The sequence below is a fragment of the Arthrobacter sp. ZGTC212 genome (assembly GCF_002929255.1).
In the GTDB taxonomy this organism is placed as follows: Bacteria; Actinomycetota; Actinomycetes; order Actinomycetales; family Micrococcaceae; genus Arthrobacter_B; species Arthrobacter_B sunyaminii.
The window spans coordinates 565144-585246 of the sequence record NZ_PJIJ01000001.1; the positions used below are offsets into that span (position 1 = coordinate 565144).

Here is a 20103-nt window from a genome sequence, read left to right on the forward strand (position 1 = left end):
GACCGCGGGCCTGCCGCCGTCCGGGCTTCTCCGGGCAAATCCGCGGGAACTTAGTTTCCGCTGCCCACCTTGTCATTCTCGTGTGCCATGGCGATTTCTTCGGCACGTGCTGCGTTGGCTTCCTCGGTCAGCTCCGCACCTGCTTCGGCATCCCGGGTGAGGTTCTCCCCGGTCTCGGGATCGAACAGATGCACCTTGCGGGTGTCCAGCCACAGCTCGGCGTCGCGTCCTCCGCGGATGCGGGAGGCTGCGTCGATGGTAACCACAATCTGCGGCCGGAGCTCGTCGGCGTCCATATCCCGTGCCAAGTTGTCCAGGAGTTCCTTGACCTCAGGATCCGGGTGGAAGGGGATGTAGCCGTACTGCTCGTTGCCCAGCCATTCGGTGTGGCTGATGGGTGCGGTAAACGTTGAGCCGTGGTGAAGCTTGGCCTCGTCCACAAACTTGGCATCCTCAAAGAACTCCGGCCGCAGCCCTACGAGCACAATGTTCTTCCCCGTGGCCTTGCTGGCCTTATCCTGGGGAATCGTGATGTCGCCAACCGCAGTCCGGAGCACGTTGCCGTCCACCGTGGCCGGCAGGAAGTTCATCGACGGAGAGCCGATGAAGCCCGCGACAAAGAGGTTGATGGGCTGTTCATACAGTTCGCGCGGCGACGCCACCTGCTGCAGGATGCCCTTCTTGAGCACGGCTACGCGGTCGCCGAGGGTCATGGCTTCAGTCTGGTCGTGGGTTACATAGACGCTGGTGGTTCCCAGCCGGCGCTGCATCTGCGAGATCTCCGACCGCATTTGTCCGCGCAGTTTGGCGTCCAGGTTGGAGAGGGGCTCGTCAAAGAGGAAGGCATCCGCCTGGCGGACAATGGCACGTCCCATGGCAACCCGCTGGCGCTGCCCGCCGGAAAGGTTGGCAGGCTTCCGGTCCAGGTGCTCAGTCAGCTCCAAGGTGGCAGCAGCGTCATTGACCAGCTTGTTCACCTGCTCATCGGTGTACTTGCCCTTGGCGAGGCGCAGCGGGAACGCGATGTTCTCGAAGACCGTCAGGTGCGGGTACAGGGCGTAGTTCTGGAACACCATGGCCAGGTTGCGGTCACGGGGTGCCTTGTCATTCACCCGCTCCCCGTTGATCAGCAGGTCTCCGGACGTGATGTCTTCCAGACCTACGATCATCCGCAGGAGGGTGGACTTTCCGCAGCCGGACGGGCCAACCAAGATGATGAACTCACCGTCTGCGATATCCAAGCTGACATCGTTGACGGCAGGGAAGCCGTCGCCGTATTTCTTGACGAGGTGGTTGAGGGTGATCGATGCCATGAGAATAAATCCTTTTCTTCGACCGGACGTAAGGAACTTAGCCCTTGACGGCGCCCTGGGTTAGGCCCGAGACGATCTGGCGCTGGAACGCCAGCACCAGCACTACAACGGGGATGGTGACAATAATTGCGGCCGCCGAGATGGCGCCCGTCGGTTCTTCGAACTGGGAGGCGCCGGTGAAGAAGGCCAAGGCTGCTGGAACCGGCCTTGCTGCATCGGTTGAGGTCAGCGAAATGCCGTACACGAAGTCATTCCAGGCGATGAAGAACGCAATGATCGCCGTGGTGAACACCCCGGGTGCCGCGAGGGGAACAATAGCCTTGCGGAAAGCCTGCCAGGTGGTGGCTCCGTCCACCTGGGCTGCCTGTTCCAGCTCCCAGGGAATCTGCCGGAAGAACGCTGACAGCGTCCAGATGGAAATCGGCAGGGTGAGGGACAGGTACGGAATGATCAGTCCGAGCCAAGTGTCATACAGCCCGATGTTGCGCCACAGGTTGAACAACGGAGTCACGATGGAAATTACGGGGAAGATCGAGACGCCGAGCGCAGTGGTCAGGATCAGCTTCTTGCCGGGAAAGTCCAGCCGTGCAATCGCGTAGGCACACAGGGTGGCCAGCACCACGGCAACAAACGTGGCGATCAGGGAGATGCCGATGGAGTTGCGCAGTGCGGAGAGGAAGAGATCCTGGGCGTCCCCCACAAGAATCTCTTCATAGTTGGTGGTGGACCACGTATTGGGGAGGAACGTTCCCGACGTGAGGTCGCTGGGGATCTTGAACGAGGTGGCGAGAATCGAGGCTACCGGGAACAGTGCATAGACGATCACCACGATCGAGATGATGGTCCAGATCAGCCTGCGACGAACAGGTGAGGATTTCACTAGTTACCCCCTCGTGCACCGGTGAGGTCCACCTTGAACAGTTTGATGGCGATGAAACAGATGATGATCACGCAAAGGAACAGCAGGACTGAAATCGCTGAGCCCATGCCAATCTCCAGCCGGGAAATCGAGGTGCGGTATGCCAGCAGCGACAGGACTTCGGTCCCGTAGGCACCGTTGGTCATGATGTAGACGTTGTCGAAGATCCGGAACGCGTCCAGCGCCCTGAACAGGACGGCAACCATGATGGCGGCCTTCATGTTCGGCAGGATCACCCGTGACATCCGCTGCCACCAGGTGGCACCGTCCACTTCCGCGGCTTCGGTCAGTTCTCCGGGAACCTGCGCCAGCCCGGCGAGCAGCAGGAGAGAAATGAACGGTGTGGTCTTCCAGATTTCGGAGGCGATAATCACGAACAGGGCGGTGGGCCCGTCGGCAAACCAGTTCAGGTCCGGGCTAATACCCGGCACCCAGTCAAACCAGTGGTTGATGTAGCCGGAGTTAATGTCGAAGGCGTAGAACCAGGCGAAGGCCGAAACCACGGTGATGATGCCGTAGGGAACCAGGATGGCTGTGCGCAGCCAGCCGCGGACGGCCTTCAATGCACTGTTCATCACCAGGGCCAGGGCAAAGCCCAGAACGAGTTCCACAGCCACGGTAATGACGGTGATCAGCAGCGTCACGCCGAGGTCGCGCCAGAAAACGCTGTCGGTGAGAATAACGCTGTAATTGCCGAGGCCAATGAATTCCCTGTCGCCCGGCGCCGTCAGCCGGTACTTGAACAGTGAATCCCACACGGCCAGGAGGATCGGATAGGCAGTGACGGCCAGCATGATCACGAATGCCGGGCCGGCCAGCCACAGCCCGAGCCTGCGTTCGGACCGTGCCCTGTCACTCAGGCGCGGCTTGGCGGGTTTGGATGCGGGCACTGCTCCCCGCTGAGCTTCTACGGAAGTGCTCACAACAGCTTCTCCCCTTTCAGGACCGCAAGGATGAACTCGGAGCTGGTTTCCGGCGTGGTTGCCGGATCAACGTCGCTTGGCGGGGTCCACGTCTGCTGGATGCCGGTTGAAACTTCGTTGTAGTACGGGGTTTGCGGCCGGGGCTTGGACAATTCCAGGGACTCACGGATGGTCTCCGCCATCGGGAAGGTGTCCGATACGCCCGGAGCATCATAGGCATCGATATTGGCCGGGGGATTGCCGTTGCTGGTGAAGTACAGGGACTGGTTATCCGGGCTGACAATGCACTCAATGGCCTGGTAGGCCAGATCCTGATGCTTGCTCTCGGACCCCACACCGAGGTTGATCCCGCCCAGCGGGGGAGCGGTTTCTTCACCGGCATTGACCTGCGGATACAGGGTCCAGCCTATGTCATCGATCAGGTCTGCGGGCAGTGTTCCCGCTTCCACTGCTGCATTGGTGGCAGGCCAGACAAAGGGGTAGTTGACCATGAACGAGCCCTGGTCGCCCTGGAACTGGATCATGGAGGTGTTTTCGGTTTGGGTGGGCAGTCCGGGGCCGCCCAGGCCTTCCTTGCCAATGGTGGACACGATTTCGGCAGCTTGGGTTCCCGCCTCGGAATTGAGGCCCAGCTTAATCTCGTCTGCAGGGGCGTCCGGATTCTCCACGATGGTGCCGCCCGCAGATTCGACCAGTGCGTTGACCCACACGGTCATGGATTCGGCCCGGGCACCCTGGACCCCCAGGAACTTGCCCTGGCTGGCGGCTGCGTCAATGAGCTGCTGCCAGGTGACCGGCTGGGTCATGTCCAACCCTGCGGCTTCCGCCACCGACTTCCGATACCAGAGGATCTGGGTGTTGGCCCAGAACGGAACGGCCACCACCTTGTCCTTCCACTTCGCTCCGGTCAGTGCACCTTCGACGACGTTCTGCGTGGTGTTGTCGATGACCTCCTGCGGAACAGGAGCGAGGTAGCCGGGTTCGGCCAGTTCGGGGACAAACGGCGGATCCAGGCTCATGATGTCCATGGTGTCGTCGCCGGCTGCGAGCCGGCGGGCGAGCTGCTCCCGCTGCGCTCCGGCATCGCTGGGCAGCAGCGAGGTCTGGATGGTGTAGGCGCCATCTGCCTGGTCGGTGCAAATTTCGGCGATCGTTGCCTGGCCGCCGTCATCCGGGTTGATGTACCAGGTGAGGGTTGGGGGACCTTCTTCGGAGGAACAGCCGGTCAACAGCGTCGCTCCGATAGCGAGGGCAACCCCCGCAGCTGCGCGCGCCCGTTTGCGGGGCCGGTCGTTGTGTCTCGCATCCATTGGCATCGGTGTTGTGCCTCCACCTCGTCGTAGGCGCGGATTGATAGAACCTTCCGCAAAACTGCCACCCTAAGCAGCCTTTCGAAAAGACACTATGCCTTGGGTGTGAATTCCGCCACTCTCAGGACGAGTGGCGGTGAGAGAAACCTCAGGTCAGGAGTGCAGCAATGACTATGAGGACCGGAAGGGAGAGAATGGTGGTCAGCAGAACCGTGTCCTTGGCTACGAGTTCGCCCTGGCCGTAGCGGTTGGCTGCCACGAAGACATTCTGTGCGGTGGGCAGGGCAGCGGTTACGACGACGGCAAACAGCAGGGTTCCCTCCATCCCCAGGATGTAATGCGCCAGGGCGTAGGCCAGCAGCGGCTGCAGCACCAGTTTGAACGCCGTGGCGAGGAGGACGTCGGCCCGGCGGCCGCCGTCGCGCTCCAAGAGGCGGGATCCAACAAGGGAGATCCCGAAGGCCAGCAGCATGGCGGGTACAGCAGCTCCGCCGATGAGGGTAATGGGCTCCAGGATGATGACCGGCAGGGTAAGGCCGGTGGCGGCCAGGAACAGGCCGATCAGGGTTCCGATAATGATCGGATTGCGCACGACTTGGGCCAGGAAGGTCATTAGCGAGGTCCGCCGCCCGCTCGTCGCCGAATCCAGAAGCATCAGGAACAGCGGAGTGAAGAAGGCCATCTGGAAAATCAGGACCGGGGCAATAAAGGCGGCATCGCCCAGGACATAGACGGCTATGGGCAGGCCCAGGTTGGCGCCGTTGACCAGCGACGAGGACATGGCCGAGATCAGTGCCTCGGGCAGGGGACGGCGCAGCCACCAGCGGGTGCAGAGTACAAAGATGCCTGCCGTTACGACGGCGCTGGCTGCCGCTACGAGCAGCGGCAGGGAAAAGACCGTGTGCAGGTCCGCATCACTGAGGGTTACGAGCAGCAGGGCGGGGGAGGCAACGAAGAACGCCAGCCTGCTCAGGACATTTTGCGCGTTTGCGCCCAGGACCTTGAGCCTGCCGATCAGGTATCCCGCAAGAATGATGATCCAGACAACGGTGAACCCGGTAAGTACCCCCAACACCGGCTCAGTATATCCCCGCCGAAAGACAGCGCAGACAACAAAAGACCCCTGGGAATCGCAGAGGATTCTCAGGGGTCTTTTTCTCGGAGCGGGCGACGGGAATCGAACCCGCGTATCAAGCTTGGGAAGCTAGCGCTCTACCATTGAGCTACGCCCGCAGCGCCGGAAGGGTCCGGCACAAAAAACCACTTTACATGGAACCCGCGCCGGGCCGAATTCGGTGTTCACCCGTCGTTGCTGTCTGTCTCCCTGCCGCCCTGCCGCGCACGGTCCACCAGATCCCGCCATTTACCCTGAACACAGTGCTCGGGCAGGGTAACCGCAGCCGGGCCCACGCTAATCTCGTAGACAAAGCGGTCTGATCCGTCAGCCTTTTCCGGCGGACGCTCCTGCAGCAGCGGCAGCCACTCCCGCTCCGCTTCTTCGGTGCTGACCTGGGTGCTCCACACCCGGGTCAGGCCGGCGAAGCCGCCGGTGCGGACCACCACAATCCTCATGGCAGCACGCCCACGGCTTCCCAGGCACCGGACACGGAAGCGTACTCTGCTCCCGAGCTGCCGTAGCGTTTTTCCGCAGCGGCGAGCGTTCCGGCCGCAAACAGTGAAAAAGTGCAGTCCGCAGGGAGGTCCTGCTCGGCCAAAGTGTCATACCAGATTTGCCCGGCCCGTTCCCAGGCGAAATTTCCCATGGCGGTGGCGGCCAAATAGAAGGCGTGGTTGGGAATGCCGGAATTGATGTGGACTCCGCCGTTGTCCGATTCAGTGTCCACGTAACCCGCCATGGTGGCCGGCTGCGGGTCACGGCCGATCACGTCGTCGTCATACGCCGTGCCGGGAGCCTTCAGGGACCGAAGCGCAGCGCCCGACACCTGGTCGGTGAACAACCCCGCGCCCACTAGCCACGTTGCCTGCGCAGCTTCCTGGTGCAGGAGTTTCTGCTCCACGAGGACACCGAAAACGTCTGCGGCCGATTCATTCAGCGCGCCGGCCTGGCCCGAATACTCAAATCGGGAGGTGTACTGGACAACGCCATGGGCCAGTTCATGCCCAATAACTGTCAGCGATTTGGTGAACCGCTGGAAGATTTCGCCGTCGCCGTCGCCGCACACCATCCGTTCACCGTTCCAGAATGCGTTGTCATAGTCGCGGCCGTAGTGCACAGTGGCCGCCAAAAGGCCGCCGGCGCCGTCCACCGAGTCCCTGCCGTAGACGTCGCGGAAAAGCGCGTGGGTAGCCCCGAGCCCTTCATAGGCCTCATCCACTGCTGCATCGCCGGTTGGATCTGCGCCCTCTGAACGGACCAGGGTGCCGGGGAGGATCTCCAGTGAACCGGCGTCGGAAATCTCCCGCCGCAGTGTGGGGGCCAGTGCGCTGCCGCGCGGGGGAAACGGCGGCTGCAGTGTCTGCGACCGTGCCTGATGAACCGGAGGGAGCTCTGCCAGCGCCCGCTGCGCAGCTTCCGGCGCCCGGCTAAAGCCTCCGCCCTGCAGTTCGGCAATGCGTGTCAGGAGATAAGGGGGAACAATTGAACAGGTCATGCTGTCCTCCGGAGTCCGGGTGCAGGGCAACTGGTTTCCCTCCACGCGTGTGGCCCCAGCCTAGAGGCCACCCCTGACAGCGCAAGGGTGGCTACTGAGGCTGCGTCTCGCCGCTGCCTTCTTCGTTCGCCGCAGCGGCTGCTGCCTGATTGGCCGCTGCCTGATCGTAGGCGGCAACGATGGCGGCGATTCCTTCCGGTCCCAGCTCGAGTCCCAGGTTGCTGCCGGGGTTGATGGCCAGTCCGTAGCCTGCGCCAATGCTGCGCAGGGTAGCTTCACCGCCGGCCTTCACCATGACCGGAGCCGCTTCGCGGATCTGTTCCGGCACCCGCTGGGCACTGGTGAACGTTGCGGCTACAGCGGAGTCCCCCTCGGGGGCCTTCAACACCAGGGCCTGGAAGGACGCGGGGTCCTTCTCGTCCAGCAGCCGGCCGACGCTGAGCAGCTCCGATTCGCAGATCCGGGCTACCAGCTCCTGGCTGGTGATCCGGCCTTCCTGGCCGGCGAGGATGGCTTCTTCGAGCGCTGCAGCACCTTCGGGGTCCTGATACTGCGCCTGGCCGGGAAGTGCGCCTTCCGCATCCACCGTGCCGTGTGTGCTGTCCGTATTCTCCGTCATGGGGATCTCCTTGAGTGCTGGATGTTCGTCAAAGGCTCAGCCGCAAGTCTGGCACAGCCGCAGGGGGGTGAATCAAGCTACGGTGGGAGAATGAGCGTGAGCAGGAACACCCGAAACTTGGAGCCGGGCATTGAACGGGACTTCACCGACAAGATGAGCTACGGCTCCTATCTGGCGCTGGATGACCTTCTGGCTGCCCAACATCCCGTGAGCAGTCCGGAGCACCACGATGAGATGCTCTTCATCATTCAGCACCAGACCTCCGAGCTGTGGCTGAAACTTGTCCTGCATGAACTGGGGGCCGTCCGGTCCAACCTGGCCGCGGATGACCTGCGCGCGGCCATGAAGGGCATCGCCCGGATCAAGCACATCCAGCGCTCGCTGACCGAGCAGTGGTCGGTGCTGGCCACGCTGACGCCTTCGGAATACGCCGAGTTTAGGGGTGATCTGGGCGCCTCGAGCGGGTTCCAGTCCTATCAGTACCGCGCCGTGGAATTCCTGCTGGGCAATAAGAATGCCGCCATGGTGAACGTTTTCGCAGCCGATCCTGCGGCGCAGGCCCTGCTCACGGATCTGTTGGAACAAACCAGCATCTACGACGAGTTCATCCGGTTCCTGCACCGCCGCGGCTATGCCGTCCCCGCGGAACTGCTTGACCGTGACGTCACGCAGGCGCATGTGGCCAACGAGGGCCTCATGCGTGTTTACAAACACGTTTATGAGAACGCCGCTCAGAATTGGGACATTTATGAAGCCTGTGAAGAGCTGGTGGATCTGGAGGACAACTTCCAACTCTGGCGTTTCCGTCATCTGAAGACCGTGGAGCGCACCATAGGATTCAAGCGGGGAACCGGGGGATCCTCCGGTGCGTCCTTCCTCCAGCGGGCGCTGGAGCTGACGTTTTTTCCTGAGCTGTATGCCGTCCGGACGGAGATTGGCCGCTGACAGCCCCGGCCGGCTCCCGCGTGTGCATGCGCTATTTTTAGATAGTGCTGATTTCTGACCGCGACATTCGAACCGAAATTGCCGACAAGCGGATCGTCCTCGATCCCTACGATCCCTCAATGGTTCAGCCCTCGAGCGTGGACGTGCGCATTGACCGGTTCTTCCGGCTCTTCGACAACCACAAATACGCGCACATCGACCCGTCCCTGGACCAGCCGGACCTGACCCGCCTGGTGGAGGTCGACCCGGACGAGCCCTTCATCCTGCATCCGGGCGAATTTGTCCTAGGGTCCACCTATGAGACGGTCACCCTGCCCGATGACATTGCGGCGCGGCTTGAGGGTAAGTCCTCGCTGGGCCGTCTGGGGCTGCTGACGCATTCCACTGCCGGTTTCATTGACCCCGGCTTCTCCGGGCACGTGACCCTGGAGCTGTCCAACATGGCAACGCTGCCGATCAAGTTGTGGCCCGGTTCCAAGATCGGCCAGCTGTGCTTCTTCCGGCTGACCTCCCCGGCCGAATATGCCTACGGGTCCGGACAGTACGGCAACCGTTACCAGGGCCAGCGGGGCCCGACGGCGTCGCGCAGCCACCTGAACTTCCACCGCTCCCGGGTGTAGCGCCGGGCAGCGGTCAGGCTTCCGGAACCACCGCGCGCGGTGTCTTGTCCGGTGATCGCACCGGCAGCAGCACCAGCAGGCCCGCCAGCAGCACCAGCAGGATGCCGAGGATGCCGTACCGCTGGGCGCCGAAAATGGTGATGAAGGCGGCGAAGAGCGTGGGCGCCAGGAAGCTCACGGCTCGGCCGGTGGTGGCATAAAGCCCAAACAGCTCGGCTTCTTCCCCTGCCGGCGCAAGCCGGGCCAGAAAGGCCCGGGAGGCGGACTGCGCCGGCCCGACAAACAGGCACAGCAGCAGTCCGAATATCCAGAACGTGGTGTCGCCGCTCCACTGCAGCCCGAAGAGGCGCTGGTCCCCGGCTCCGAACAGCGCAATGAACCCGCCGGAGATCAGCAGCCCGATCAGTGAGAAGACAATGACCTTCTTGGGGCCGGCGCGGTCGTCGAGGAAGCCGCCCGCAATGGCGCCGACGGCTGCCACCACGTTGCCGAAGATGGCGAAGATGATGACCTGTGAGAGGGGCCATCCAAAGGTCCCGTGTGCTATTACTCCGCCGAACGTGAACACCGCGGCCAAGCCGTCACGGAAAACTGCGCTGGCCAGCAGGAACCAGATGGTGTGCGGACTGGTCTTGTAGATGGCCTTGACGCGACGGAACAGCAGTCCGTAGGACGCCAGGAAGCCAATTCCGGCAGCTCGCTCCTTACGGGGAACTTCGGGAACCGCAAACAGCACGGGCACCGCGAAGACGGCCAGCCAGACGGCGGCGAAAACGGCGACGGCGCGGATGTTCAAGCCGTTCTCCGAAGTAACGCCGAACCAGCCCACGTCGGGGTTGATGAAGCCCACCAGCACCACTGCCAGGGCGGCAATCCCGCCCACATACCCCATGCCCCAGCCGAAACCGCTGACCCGTCCCACCGTTGCCGGCGTCGAAATCTGGGACAGCATGGCGTTGTAGTTCACGCCGGCAAACTCACTGAAGACGTTGCCCAAGGCGATCAGCGCAACGCCGAGCAGCAGGAACTCCGGCCGGGGAAAGACGAAGAAGCACAGGGCGGTGACCAGGCACACCAGGGCCGTGTTGATGCCCAGCCAGAGCCGGCGCCGGCCCCCGGCGTCCGAGCGCTGTCCCATGACGGGGGCGAACACTGCCACTGCCACTCCGGCCAGGGCAATGCCGTACCCCAGGACGGCGGAAGCATGGTCTTTCCCGCCGAAGCTCTCCGAGGTCAGGTACACCGTAAAGACGAAGGTGGTCATGACGGCGTTAAACGCGGCGGACCCCCAGTCCCAGGACGCCCAGGCCAGGACCTGCCGTTTCCGGAAACGCGGAGGCGGCCCGCCGGGCAGGGCGCGGTGAACTTCTGTGTTGGAGACCATAGGCAGATGCTATAGGTGCCCGGCCCGGGCAGGGCCGCAACCGGCACTCCGGCATGTCCTTGGGCATCGCTGCCCGGCCCTCGAATGGGGCTTGGGTGTATGCCATGAGTAGAATAGATATACGCCCTCTGACCACCACCTTGATAACTACAGCTGTGTTTGCGGCTGGAAGACTGTCAAAAAAAGCTCGGGAGATCTAGTGCTAATTGTGCTCACCGTTTTATTTACGGTGGCATTGGTGGCGCCCATAATGTTCCGCAGGATCGGCAGGTCGGCGTTCTACGTCCTGGCAGCCGTCCCCGCAGCAGCCTTCGTCTGGCTGCTGGTCACGTTCCCCCGGTACACAGGTGCCGACCAGACGCTGGCCTCGGGCGCTCCCAACGCCCCGCCGTCCGTAGTGATCCCCTGGATTCCCGATCTCAAAGTTGAGCTCGCGTTCCGGATGGACACCCTGGCCGCGGTCCTGTCCATCCTCATCCTCGGCGTTGGCTCGCTCGTGCTGTTCTACTGCGCACGCTACTTCCGCCCGGGGGACGCACAGATGGGCGCCTTTGGCTCCCAGCTGCTGGCCTTCGCAGCAGCCATGTTCGGTTTGGTGACGGCGGATGACCTGATCCTGCTCTTCATCTTCTGGGAAGTAACCACCGTCCTGTCCTATCTGCTGATCGGATACTCGGCGCATCGGCTGTCGGCGCGCCGGGCCGCCCTGCAGGCACTGGTGGTTACCACCCTCGGCGGGCTCACCATGCTCGTGGGCATGGTGTTGATCGGTGATGCCGCCGGAACGTTCCGGATTTCAGAGATCATGGCCATGGCTCCGCAGCTGCTGGAGCGCGGCGCCCTCGTGGACATCGCCATTGTGCTCATGCTCATTGGCGCCATCTCCAAATCCGCGTTGGTTCCCTTCCACTTCTGGCTGCCCGCCGCCATGGCCGCGCCCACCCCGGTCAGCGCCTACCTGCACGCCGCAGCCATGGTCAAGGCCGGCATTTACCTTGTTGCGCGGCTGGCCCCCGGCTTTTCGGAAAGCACCTACTGGCATGCGGTGGTGCTCGTTCTGGGCCTTTCCACCATGCTGCTGGGCGGTTGGCGCGCGCTGCGCCAGCATGACCTCAAACTGATCCTGGCCTACGGAACGGTCAGCCAACTCGGCTTCCTGACCCTGGTGGTCGGTCTCGGCAACCGCGAGGCTGCCATTGCCGGTTTGGGACTGCTGCTGGCTCACGGCTTCTTCAAGGCGACCCTGTTCCTGGTGGTGGGCATCGTGGACCACCAGGCCGGTACCCGCGACATCCGCAAACTCTCCGGTATTTACCGCTCCGCACCGAAACTGTTTGTCGTTGCCGTCATCGGCGCCGCTTCCATGGCCGGCGTTCCGCCGCTGCTGGGTTTCGTGGCCAAGGAATCCGTCTACGAAACGTTTGTCCACTTCGCCGAAAAGCAGGGAACTTTCGGTGCGGCCGTCCTGCTGGCCGGCGTCGTCATCGGCTCCATCCTGACTTTCGCCTACAGCGCGCGCTTCGTCTGGGGCGGCTTTGCGGCCAAACCTAATTGCCGTCCGACGCCCTTCAAGCCGGTTCCGTGGGCGTTCATCGGCGCGCCGGCCATCCTCGCGGCGGTTACGGTGGTGTTCGGTCTCTGGCCGGCCCCGATCGATGCCGCCGTCAGCTCCTACGCTGATCTGTACCCGGCCGACGGCGCCCCCACCCATCTGGCGCTGTGGCACGGTTTCACCACGGCGCTGCTGCTGACGGTCATTACCATCGGCGCCGGGGTGCTGCTGTTCTGGCAGCGGCTGCGGGTCGAAAAGTTCCAGGCACGTTTCACCGCACCGCTGGACGCCGAGCGTTCCTACCGCGGAATCATTGGCGTGCTCGACGACGTCGCGGTCTGGATTACCGGCCGCACGCAGCGCGGTTCGCTGATGTTCTATCTGTTCGTCATCCTGACGGTGGCCGTCCTGACACCGCTGTCCGCCCTGCTTTGGCGCGGAGCTTCCCTTCCCGACCAGTTCCACTGGTGGGACACCCCGCTGCAGGCAGTGATCGGCGTGGGGATCATCTTGGGCGCCCTGGCCGCAGCCCGCGCCAACAAGCGCTTCCTTGCGGTGCTGATGGTCAGTGTCACCGGTTACGGCATTGCCCTGATCTTTGCCCTGCAGGGCGCACCGGACCTGGCCCTAACCCAGATGCTGGTGGAAACCATCGTTCTGGTGGCCTTTGTGCTGGCCCTGCGGTCACTGCCGGCCCGGCTGTGGAAGCGGGAACCCGCCGGGCACCGCCTGCTGCGGGCCCTGCTCGGGATCGCCTTCGGCGCCACCATGGTGCTCATCGCCATGACGGCCATGAACTCCCGCGTCGCCGAGCCCATCTCGCTGCTGTACCCGGACCTCGCGTATGAGGTGGGAGGCGGCGCCAACATCGTGAACGTAACACTTGTGGACGTCCGCGCCTGGGACACCTTCGGTGAGATCTCCGTGCTGGCCATGGCCGCCACAGGCGTGGCCTCGCTGATCTTTGTCCGCGGACGCGGCGACAAGCGCCGTCGTGCCGAGGGAGTTGCCACCGGCTCGGTGGACCGCGGCCGCGAACACTTTGCCTCGACAGGCCGCCAGGAAGCCACGCTGGCCCTGGCCCGGAAGTTCTCCAGCGTGAGCCGTGATGCCTGGCTGGTGGCCGGGCGGACCCTGGCACCGGAACGCCGTTCCATCATCTTTGAAGTAATTACGCGGCTGCTGTTCCACTCGGTCATCATGTTCTCGATTTACCTCCTGCTGGCCGGGCACAACATTCCCGGCGGCGGCTTCGCCGGCGGGCTCATGGCAGGGCTGGCCCTGACCATCCGCTATCTGGCAGGCGGACGCTTTGAACTGGCTGAAGCGAGCCCGGTCAGCGCCGGCCTGCTGCTGGGCGGCGGGCTGGGCATCGCCGGCCTCACGGCCGCGGCGCCGCTGCTCTTCGGCGGCCAGATCCTGCAGAGCGCGATCATCAAGTTCACCTGTCCGATTTTTGGCGAAATCAAGTTCGTCACGTCCACCATTTTCGACATCGGCGTGTATCTGGTGGTGGTGGGACTGGTCCTGGATGTCCTGCGCAGCCTGGGCTCCGAAATCGATGAACGCAGCGAAGGCGGATCCTCCGACGACGAGGACCTGCTTGAACCCGAACCCGAGATAGTCAGCAAGGAAGAGGAGGTGGCCCGATGAGCGTCAACATCACCTTCATGATCATCATGGGAGCGCTGTACGCCTGCGGCATCTACCTGCTCCTTGAACGCAGCCTGACCCGCGTGGTGCTGGGACTGACCATGCTCACCAACGCCACCAACATCCTGCTGCTCTCAACCGGCGGTTTCCAGGGCCTGGCGCCGCTGTTCAACGCGGAGATCGCGGCGGAGGATTACAACGATCCGCTGCCCCAGGCCTTTATCCTGACGTCCATCGTGATCTCCTTCTCCGTGACGGCGTTCATGCTGGGCATCATCTACCGGTCCTGGGTACTCAGCCGCCAGGACGAGGTCCAGGACGATATCGAGGACCGCCGCGTGGCCAGCCAGAGCAGCTTCGACGCCGAGGATGACGCCGACGTCCCCGAGGACACCACTGAATTCACCCCGCCCGAAGAGGCTGAAGAGGCGCCGGGCTCCCTGCGCGCCACCGGTCAAAGCACCAGCCCGGAGGCCAAGGAATGAACACCATAAGCCTGGCCCCGATGGCCGTTGTCCTGCCGTTCTTCGGTGCAGCCCTCGCCTTCATCCTGATTCGCCACACCAGCGCCCAGCGCATCATCAGCGTCAGCATCCTGTCCCTCACGCTGGTACTGGAAGTTGTCCTGCTGTTTTCCGTCTGGGAGACCGGGGCCCAGGCAGTAAACCTGGGCGGTTGGCTCCCGCCGGTGGGCATCACCATGGTGGTGGACCAGTTCTCCGCCCTGATGCTGGTCATTTCCACGGCCGTAAGCCTGGCGGTGCTCATTTACGCGGCCGGGCAGGGCATGGCCGACGGCGATGAAGACGGACCCATCTCGATCTTCCATCCGACGTACCTGATCCTGGTTGCGGGGGTATCCAACGCCTTCCTGGCCGGGGACCTCTTCAACCTCTACGTGGGCTTTGAAATCCTGCTGACCGCCAGCTACGTGCTGATGACGCTGGGCGGGACAACGCCGCGGATCCGCGCCGGTGTCACCTACGTGGTGGTCAGCGTGGTCTCCTCCCTGCTCTTCCTGATCACCATCGCCATGATTTACGCTGCCACCGGCACCGTAAACATGGCAGACCTGGCGGTGAAGCTGGCAGACCTTGATTCGGGAACCCAGCTGATGCTGCACCTGATGCTGCTGGTGGCGTTCGGCATCAAGGCGGCGGTGTTCCCGCTGTCCTTCTGGCTGCCTGACTCCTACCCAACCGCTCCGGCACCGGTAACGGCAGTGTTCGCCGGCCTGCTGACCAAGGTGGGCGTCTACGCCATGGTCCGCACCGAGACGCTGCTCTTCCCCGGCGACCGGATCAACTCGCTGCTGATGGTAGTTGCCGGGCTGACGATGGTGGTGGGCATCCTCGGTGCCCTGGCGCAGACAGACATCAAGCGAATGCTGTCCTTCACCCTGGTCAGCCACATTGGCTACATGGTCTTCGGCCTGGCGGTCGGATCCGTGATCGGCATCGGTTCCGCGGTGTTCTACGTGGTCCACCACATTACGGTCCAGACCTCGCTGTTCCTGGTGACCGGCCTGATCGAGCGCCGGGGCGGCACCGCTAACATGGACCGCCTAGGCGGACTGGCCAAGCTGTCGCCGATCCTGGCCGTGCTCTACTTCATCCCCGCCATCAACCTGGGCGGCATTCCGCCGTTCTCCGGCTTCCTGGGCAAGCTGGGGCTGCTGGAGGCAGGCGCTGAACTGGGCACGCCGCTGGCCTATACCCTGGTGGGGGCCAGCGTCCTGACCAGCCTGCTGACCCTGCTGGTCATGGCCCGGGTCTGGAACCGTGCCTTCTGGCGCACCCCGGAAGACGCCGTGCACCCCGATCCGATCCTGCTGGCCACCGGCACCGACGGATCGTCGCTGCGGACCTCCGGTGACGTCACCGAAAAGTCCACCGGAAAGTTCTCCGGCCGCGGCGCCGTCGACCTGCTGCCGCGCACCATGGTGTACCCCACAGTGGGACTGGTGGCGCTGGGTGTTGCCCTGACCGTCCTGGCCGGCCCGCTGTTTTCGCTCAGCGACCACGCTGCGCAGGATTTGCTGGACCGTACCCCGTACATTGAAGCCGTTCTTGGAGAGGGGGCCGGACAATGACCCGCAGAGCCCAAATGCGGAACCGTCCGCGCGTACCGCTGCTGAAGGAAATCCCGCTCCTGATCTGGCTGGTGTTCCTGTGGGGCGCCCTCTGGCAGGACTTCAGTGCCGGCAACCTGATCTTCGGGGCCGTGATCGCGTTCATTGTGGCCAACATCTTCTACCTGCCTCCCGTGGAACTGAGCGGACGGTTCAACCCGCTCTACGCTGCGGGTTTCCTGATCCGGTTCTTCTACAAACTGGTGCACGCCAGCTTCGAAGTGCTGTGGCTGTCCCTGACCAAGGGGCCAAACATCAAGAATGCCGTGGTGGGCGTGAAGCTGCGCAGCCGTTCGGACCTGCTCGTCACTGCCACCGGACACGCACTGTCGCTGATTCCCGGGTCGCTCGTGGTGGAAGTGGACCGGTCCACCTCCACCCTGTACCTGCACTGCCTGAACGTTTCCACACCGGAGGAAGCGGACAAGGTCCGCAAGGACGTGCGGGACACCGAGTCCTGGCTGATCCGCAGCATTGGCACCCGTGAGGACCTGGACGTGCTGAAGGCGGAGCAGGCTTTGGCCGGATCCGAGAGCGCCCTCCCGGCCGCAACCAGCAAGGAAATGAACCCATGATGAGCATCTTTGTGGTCCTGGTGGCAGTCATGCTCTCCGTCGCGGCAGCCGGTGCCATCTTCCGGATCGCGCGCGGTCCTTCCATCCTGGACCGGGTGCTGGCGGCTGACGTCCTGCTGACCATCGTGGGAGCTGCCCTGGCCACGGACATGATCGTGAACCGGAACCTGAACTATTTGGCGCTGCTCGTCTCGATTTCACTCATCGGGTTCATCGGTTCCGTGACCGTTGCCCGCTTTGTTACGGACCGGAGGTAGCCCGTGAGCCCGGAACTGAATGACCTCATTGTTGGAATCCTGATGCTCGGCGGGGCGTTGATGTCCCTGGCGGCCGCCATCGGCCTGACCCGCTTCCCGGACTTGATGAGCCGCATGCACGCCGCGTCCAAGCCGCAGGTGCTCGGACTGCTGCTGTTCCTGCTGGCCATGGCCGTCCAGTTTGAAAGCTGGGCACTGCTTCCGGTCCTGGGCGTGTGCTGGTTGTTCATGATCCTCACCGCCCCGGTGTCCGCCCACATGGTGGGCCGGGCCGGCTACCGGACCAAGCACCTGCGGCCCGAACTGCTCACCATCGACGAGCTTGACGACGTGGTGGGCCGCGCCCAGGAGCTGCTGCTCCAATCCCGGGCCGGCGATACCGACGATGAAGACGAAGATGAAGACCCTCGCGTGGATGACGATCCCGGAGCCCACAACGAGGCAGGGTCATTGGACGACGATTCCTCGGCCGAAACAGCGCAGGGCGCCCGCCGCCCGGAACACAGTCCCGAGGGCTGAGCGCCCTGTGGTGAAACCCGGTGCTGCTTAGACGACCTCGGGGGTCTTCTGGTAACGCTGGATGGCGCGCTGCGTGCCGCGGGTGGTCAGCACCCGGATGGCCTGGCTAACGGCGCCGGAAACGACGGCGAAGACCACCGCGGTGCGGAGGTTGACGTCCAGGACTCCGTCATTGTCCCGGGGCGGTTCGTTGCCGGTGATCCGGGTCCAGAGGAAGTCCAGCAGTTTGGCGGACACAATGCCCGCGCCGATGCTCACACCGGTACTGAGCAGTTTAAGGATCAGGTTCATGGATGCTCCTAGTTTTTGTGGGCCGTTTCCCTAACCCTACCCGCCGGGCCGCCCAAAATGGTTTGCCCGTGTGTAGAGTGGGACTCGCAAGACATACGACAGGGGAGCGCCCTTCCCGCCCATGCCCAAGCATGCTGCGGAAAGACCCAGGCGCTGAGAGTGCGGACATCCGCAGACCCTCGAACCTGATCCGGTTAGTACCGGCGATAGGGAGTCGAGATCTCACGGGATCTCACGGCAGTCCGCCGTGAACAGTCCCTCCCCTCCTGTACCTCAGGAGGTTTTTTTCATGCAGCAGAACAATTCCCCGGCGCAACGCTCCGGCCGGCAGGATTCACGGTGGCGGCGCCCCTGGCGGGTGGTCGACATTGTGGTGGCATCCGTGCTCGCAGTAGCCGTAGGCGTCATCTTTTGGGTCTGGTCGCTGGCCTACAGCGGCGTGGAGGTTATGTTTCTTGCCTTTCCGCCGCTGGGCGGCCTCTACACCGGCGGGTGGCTCATCGCAGGCGTCCTGGGTGCCCTGATCATCCGCAAACCCGGAGCCGCCATCTACTGTGAGGTCCTCGCCTCGGCCGTGTCCGGCGTGCTGGGAACGCAGTTCGGCCTCTCGGTGCTGCTGTCCGGATTCATCCAGGGGCTGGGAGCCGAACTGGTCTTCCTGGCCTTCCTCTACGTCCGGTACACCCTTCCCGTTGCAGTGCTGGCCGGACTGGTGTCCGGAGTGTTCCTCGGGGTTAGCGAAAACATCCTCTACCGGCCCGAATGGGCCCTGCAGTGGCAGGCTCTGTACACCCTGTTCGCCGCCGTCTCCGGTGCCGTCCTTGCCGGGGTGCTGTCCTGGCTTGCCGCCCGGGCGCTGGCCCGGACCGGAGTCCTGGCATCGTTCGCCTCGGGACGGGCAGCAGATGCGCGTTCCTGACGTTTCCCCTGGGGCGTCCCCGGCGTCTTCCCCCGTGTCTTCCCCCGTGTCTTCCCCCGTGGCCGTGCGGGCGCGGGACTACTCGTGGCGGCACGCCGGCCGCAGCACCCCCGCACTCTCCTCCCTGACGCTGGACATCGAAGCAGGGGAGAAGGTCCTGCTGCTGGGCGCTTCCGGGGCCGGCAAATCCACACTGCTGCACGCCCTCGCCGGTGTCCTGGGCGAAGGCACCGGACCCGACGCTGCGGGGGAGGAACACGGCAGCCTCACCCTGGACGGGGTGCATCCGCTGCAGGCCCGCGGCCGGGCGGGCCTGGTACTGCAGGATCCCGACTCGCAGCTGGTGCTCTCCCGTGTGGGGGATGAGGTTGCCTTCGGTGCGGAGAACCTCCGGATACCCCCGCAGGAGATTTGGGAGCGGGTGCGCACCAGCCTGGACGATGTTGGCCTGCGGGTGCCGCTGCACCATTCGACATCCGCCCTGTCCGGAGGGCAGAAGCAGCGTTTAGCCTTGGCCGGCGTGCTGGCCATGCAGCCAGGCCTGCTGCTGCTGGATGAACCCACCGCCAATCTGGATCCGCACGGCGTGCGGGAGGTCCGTGCCGCCGTCGAACGCGTGCTGGAGCGAACGGGCGCCACGCTCATTGTGGTGGAACACCGTGTTGCCGTCTGGGCGGACGTGGTGGACCGGGTGGTGGTCCTGGCGGCCGACGGCGGAATCCTGGCTGACGGACCGCCGTCGCAGGTGTTGGCGGAGCCGGGGAACCGTGCCCGCCTCACCGCTGCCGGCGTCTGGCTTCCGGGGGCCCGGCCTGCGGTCTCTGACCCTCCGGCGCAGGACGCCGGAGCTGAGTTGCTTGTTGCCGGCGGGCTGGCCGCCGGGCGCGGGAAAAGGAAACCGGCTGCCGTCAGCGGGGTGGACCTGACGCTGCGGGCCGGAACCTCACTCGGCATCACCGGCCCAAACGGCGCCGGAAAGACGACCCTTGCCCTGACGCTGGGGGGACTGCTTCCACCCGTGGCCGGCGCACTGCGTGCCTCACCCGCGCTTGCGGGTTCCGCCGGAATTGATCCCGGCCGTTGGAAATCGACCGAACTGGTGACCCGGATCGGCACGGTTTTCCAGGAACCGGAACATCAGTTCCTGACCGGCACCGTCCGCGGGGAACTGGCCTTTGGCCCCCGGCGTGCAGGACGGCTGACAGAAACGGAGATTACCGACCTGGCGGAACGGCTGGCGGACCGGCTGAGGCTCACCTCCCTGCTGGACGCCAACCCGTTCACCCTCTCCGGGGGAGAGAAGCGCCGGCTCTCGGTTGCCACGATGATCGCCACGGAACCGGACATCCTGCTGCTGGACGAACCTACCTTTGGCCAGGACGCCAACACCTGGGCTGAGCTTGTGGCCCTGCTAAGCAGCTTGCTGGCCGAAGGTCGCTCCGTGGTGGCCGTGACCCACGACGCCGAGTTCCTGCAGGCGCTGGGAGGAGATGTCCTGCACGTGGAGGACGGCGCGGCCACGGCACGCAGGGCTGTCCGGAATGCGGTGTGGAAGTGAGCG

Annotated in this window: 20 protein-coding genes, 1 tRNA gene and 1 riboswitch; of the genes, 10 read left to right on the forward strand and 11 right to left on the reverse strand. The window is 64.0% G+C overall.

The genetic code is table 11. The annotated features are described in order from the left end of the window. Positions 1–50 precede the first annotated feature (50 nt). The 9 genes from CXQ89_RS02840 to CXQ89_RS02880 all read right to left on the reverse strand — a co-directional run bounded on the left by CXQ89_RS02840 (position 51) and on the right by CXQ89_RS02880 (position 7696). Positions 51–1313: an ABC transporter ATP-binding protein gene (locus CXQ89_RS02840; protein ID WP_104053166.1), complete on the reverse strand. Its 1263-nt coding sequence runs from the start codon at positions 1311–1313 to the stop codon at positions 51–53. A 37-nt stretch (positions 1314–1350) separates the two neighbouring features. After that, on the reverse strand, positions 1351–2193 hold the full coding sequence (locus CXQ89_RS02845; RefSeq protein WP_104053165.1) for a carbohydrate ABC transporter permease: 843 nt from the start codon (positions 2191–2193) through the stop codon (positions 1351–1353). Continuing rightward, the gene (locus CXQ89_RS02850; RefSeq protein ID WP_104053164.1) at positions 2193–3155 is read right to left on the reverse strand and encodes a carbohydrate ABC transporter permease; all 963 of its coding nucleotides are present in this window, start codon (positions 3153–3155) and stop codon (positions 2193–2195) included. The genes CXQ89_RS02845 and CXQ89_RS02850 overlap by 1 nt, the downstream gene beginning before the upstream one ends. Further along, positions 3152–4465 carry an extracellular solute-binding protein gene (locus CXQ89_RS02855; RefSeq protein WP_104053163.1) on the reverse strand — a complete coding sequence of 438 codons (1314 nt, stop codon included), beginning with the start codon at positions 4463–4465 and terminating at the stop codon, positions 3152–3154. The genes CXQ89_RS02850 and CXQ89_RS02855 overlap by 4 nt, the downstream gene beginning before the upstream one ends. 148 nt (positions 4466–4613) lie before the next feature. After that, complete coding sequence (locus CXQ89_RS02860) at positions 4614–5540, reverse strand: AEC family transporter (RefSeq protein WP_104160225.1); 927 nt, start codon at positions 5538–5540, stop codon at positions 4614–4616. A gap of 87 nt (positions 5541–5627) precedes the next feature. Further along, a tRNA-Gly gene (locus CXQ89_RS02865) sits at positions 5628–5698 on the reverse strand. 66 nt (positions 5699–5764) lie between these two features. After that, positions 5765–6037, reverse strand: coding sequence for a protealysin inhibitor emfourin (locus CXQ89_RS02870; protein ID WP_104053161.1), 273 nt, complete (start codon positions 6035–6037; stop codon positions 5765–5767). Beyond that, positions 6034–7077 carry a M4 family metallopeptidase gene (locus CXQ89_RS02875; RefSeq protein WP_104160226.1) on the reverse strand — a complete coding sequence of 348 codons (1044 nt, stop codon included), beginning with the start codon at positions 7075–7077 and terminating at the stop codon, positions 6034–6036. Before CXQ89_RS02875 ends, CXQ89_RS02870 begins: the two co-directional genes overlap by 4 nt. A 91-nt stretch (positions 7078–7168) precedes the next feature. After that, a complete protein-coding gene (locus CXQ89_RS02880) occupies positions 7169–7696 on the reverse strand; it encodes an SseB family protein (RefSeq protein WP_104160227.1) in 528 nt (175 codons plus the stop codon). Positions 7697–7786: 90 nt separating this feature from the next. Between CXQ89_RS02880 and kynA the strand changes: the two genes are divergently transcribed. After that, positions 7787–8641 (forward strand): tryptophan 2,3-dioxygenase, encoded by an 855-nt coding sequence (kynA, locus tag CXQ89_RS02885; protein WP_104160228.1) that lies wholly within the window; start codon positions 7787–7789, stop codon positions 8639–8641. Positions 8642–8685: 44 nt separating this feature from the next. Further along, positions 8686–9261 (forward strand): dCTP deaminase, encoded by a 576-nt coding sequence (dcd, locus tag CXQ89_RS02890; protein ID WP_104160229.1) that lies wholly within the window; start codon positions 8686–8688, stop codon positions 9259–9261. Between the two features lie 13 nt (positions 9262–9274). Here the strand turns inward: dcd and CXQ89_RS02895 are convergent, their stop codons facing one another. Further along, complete coding sequence (locus tag CXQ89_RS02895; RefSeq protein ID WP_104160230.1) at positions 9275–10645, reverse strand: MFS transporter; 1371 nt, start codon at positions 10643–10645, stop codon at positions 9275–9277. Between the two features lie 199 nt (positions 10646–10844). On the opposite strand from CXQ89_RS02895, the gene CXQ89_RS02900 reads away from it, so the two are divergent. From CXQ89_RS02900 to mnhG, 6 genes are read left to right on the forward strand one after another with little or no spacing between them, the layout of a single operon-like run. Next, positions 10845–13850: a Na+/H+ antiporter subunit A gene (locus tag CXQ89_RS02900; protein ID WP_104160231.1), complete on the forward strand. Its 3006-nt coding sequence runs from the start codon at positions 10845–10847 to the stop codon at positions 13848–13850. Next, entirely contained in the window at positions 13847–14335 is a 489-nt protein-coding gene (locus CXQ89_RS02905; RefSeq protein WP_104053155.1) for a Na(+)/H(+) antiporter subunit C, read from the forward strand. Before CXQ89_RS02900 ends, CXQ89_RS02905 begins: the two co-directional genes overlap by 4 nt. After that, positions 14332–15942: a Na+/H+ antiporter subunit D gene (locus CXQ89_RS02910; RefSeq protein ID WP_104160232.1), complete on the forward strand. Its 1611-nt coding sequence runs from the start codon at positions 14332–14334 to the stop codon at positions 15940–15942. The genes CXQ89_RS02905 and CXQ89_RS02910 overlap by 4 nt, the downstream gene beginning before the upstream one ends. Continuing rightward, complete coding sequence (locus tag CXQ89_RS02915; protein WP_258059824.1) at positions 15939–16556, forward strand: Na+/H+ antiporter subunit E; 618 nt, start codon at positions 15939–15941, stop codon at positions 16554–16556. Before CXQ89_RS02910 ends, CXQ89_RS02915 begins: the two co-directional genes overlap by 4 nt. Then, positions 16553–16813 carry a monovalent cation/H+ antiporter complex subunit F gene (locus tag CXQ89_RS02920; RefSeq protein ID WP_104053152.1) on the forward strand — a complete coding sequence of 87 codons (261 nt, stop codon included), beginning with the start codon at positions 16553–16555 and terminating at the stop codon, positions 16811–16813. Before CXQ89_RS02915 ends, CXQ89_RS02920 begins: the two co-directional genes overlap by 4 nt. Before the next feature lie 42 nt (positions 16814–16855). Next, a complete protein-coding gene (gene mnhG / locus CXQ89_RS19085; RefSeq protein WP_372434169.1) occupies positions 16856–17332 on the forward strand; it encodes a monovalent cation/H(+) antiporter subunit G in 477 nt (158 codons plus the stop codon). A 27-nt stretch (positions 17333–17359) separates the two neighbouring features. On the opposite strand, the gene CXQ89_RS02930 is transcribed toward mnhG, so the two are convergent. After that, positions 17360–17623: a DUF4235 domain-containing protein gene (locus CXQ89_RS02930; protein ID WP_104160235.1), complete on the reverse strand. Its 264-nt coding sequence runs from the start codon at positions 17621–17623 to the stop codon at positions 17360–17362. 90 nt (positions 17624–17713) lie between these two features. After that, positions 17714–17853, forward strand: a riboswitch (TPP riboswitch). Positions 17854–17912: 59 nt separating this feature from the next. Here CXQ89_RS02930 and CXQ89_RS02935 point away from each other — a divergent pair. Next, positions 17913–18542 carry an ECF transporter S component gene (locus CXQ89_RS02935; protein ID WP_104160236.1) on the forward strand — a complete coding sequence of 210 codons (630 nt, stop codon included), beginning with the start codon at positions 17913–17915 and terminating at the stop codon, positions 18540–18542. Further along, positions 18529–20100: an ABC transporter ATP-binding protein gene (locus tag CXQ89_RS02940; RefSeq protein WP_104160237.1), complete on the forward strand. Its 1572-nt coding sequence runs from the start codon at positions 18529–18531 to the stop codon at positions 20098–20100. The genes CXQ89_RS02935 and CXQ89_RS02940 overlap by 14 nt, the downstream gene beginning before the upstream one ends. Positions 20101–20103: the final 3 nt, after the last annotated feature.

Coding starts and splice junctions, on each gene's coding strand:
- CXQ89_RS02940 (WP_104160237.1), top strand. CDS start 18,529: ATGCGCGTTCCTGACGTTTCCCCTGGGGCGTCCCCGGCGTCTTCCCCC.
- CXQ89_RS02870 (WP_104053161.1), bottom strand. CDS start 6,037: ATGAGGATTGTGGTGGTCCGCACCGGCGGCTTCGCCGGCCTGACCCGG.
- CXQ89_RS02930 (WP_104160235.1), bottom strand. CDS start 17,623: ATGAACCTGATCCTTAAACTGCTCAGTACCGGTGTGAGCATCGGCGCG.
- CXQ89_RS02875 (WP_104160226.1), bottom strand. CDS start 7,077: ATGACCTGTTCAATTGTTCCCCCTTATCTCCTGACACGCATTGCCGAA.
- CXQ89_RS02935 (WP_104160236.1), top strand. CDS start 17,913: ATGCAGCAGAACAATTCCCCGGCGCAACGCTCCGGCCGGCAGGATTCA.
- CXQ89_RS02915 (WP_258059824.1), top strand. CDS start 15,939: ATGACCCGCAGAGCCCAAATGCGGAACCGTCCGCGCGTACCGCTGCTG.
- CXQ89_RS02880 (WP_104160227.1), bottom strand. CDS start 7,696: ATGACGGAGAATACGGACAGCACACACGGCACGGTGGATGCGGAAGGC.
- CXQ89_RS02905 (WP_104053155.1), top strand. CDS start 13,847: ATGAGCGTCAACATCACCTTCATGATCATCATGGGAGCGCTGTACGCC.
- CXQ89_RS02910 (WP_104160232.1), top strand. CDS start 14,332: ATGAACACCATAAGCCTGGCCCCGATGGCCGTTGTCCTGCCGTTCTTC.
- CXQ89_RS02920 (WP_104053152.1), top strand. CDS start 16,553: ATGATGAGCATCTTTGTGGTCCTGGTGGCAGTCATGCTCTCCGTCGCG.
- mnhG (WP_372434169.1), top strand. CDS start 16,856: ATGCTCGGCGGGGCGTTGATGTCCCTGGCGGCCGCCATCGGCCTGACC.
- kynA (WP_104160228.1), top strand. CDS start 7,787: ATGAGCGTGAGCAGGAACACCCGAAACTTGGAGCCGGGCATTGAACGG.
- CXQ89_RS02895 (WP_104160230.1), bottom strand. CDS start 10,645: ATGGTCTCCAACACAGAAGTTCACCGCGCCCTGCCCGGCGGGCCGCCT.
- CXQ89_RS02840 (WP_104053166.1), bottom strand. CDS start 1,313: ATGGCATCGATCACCCTCAACCACCTCGTCAAGAAATACGGCGACGGC.
- CXQ89_RS02855 (WP_104053163.1), bottom strand. CDS start 4,465: ATGGATGCGAGACACAACGACCGGCCCCGCAAACGGGCGCGCGCAGCT.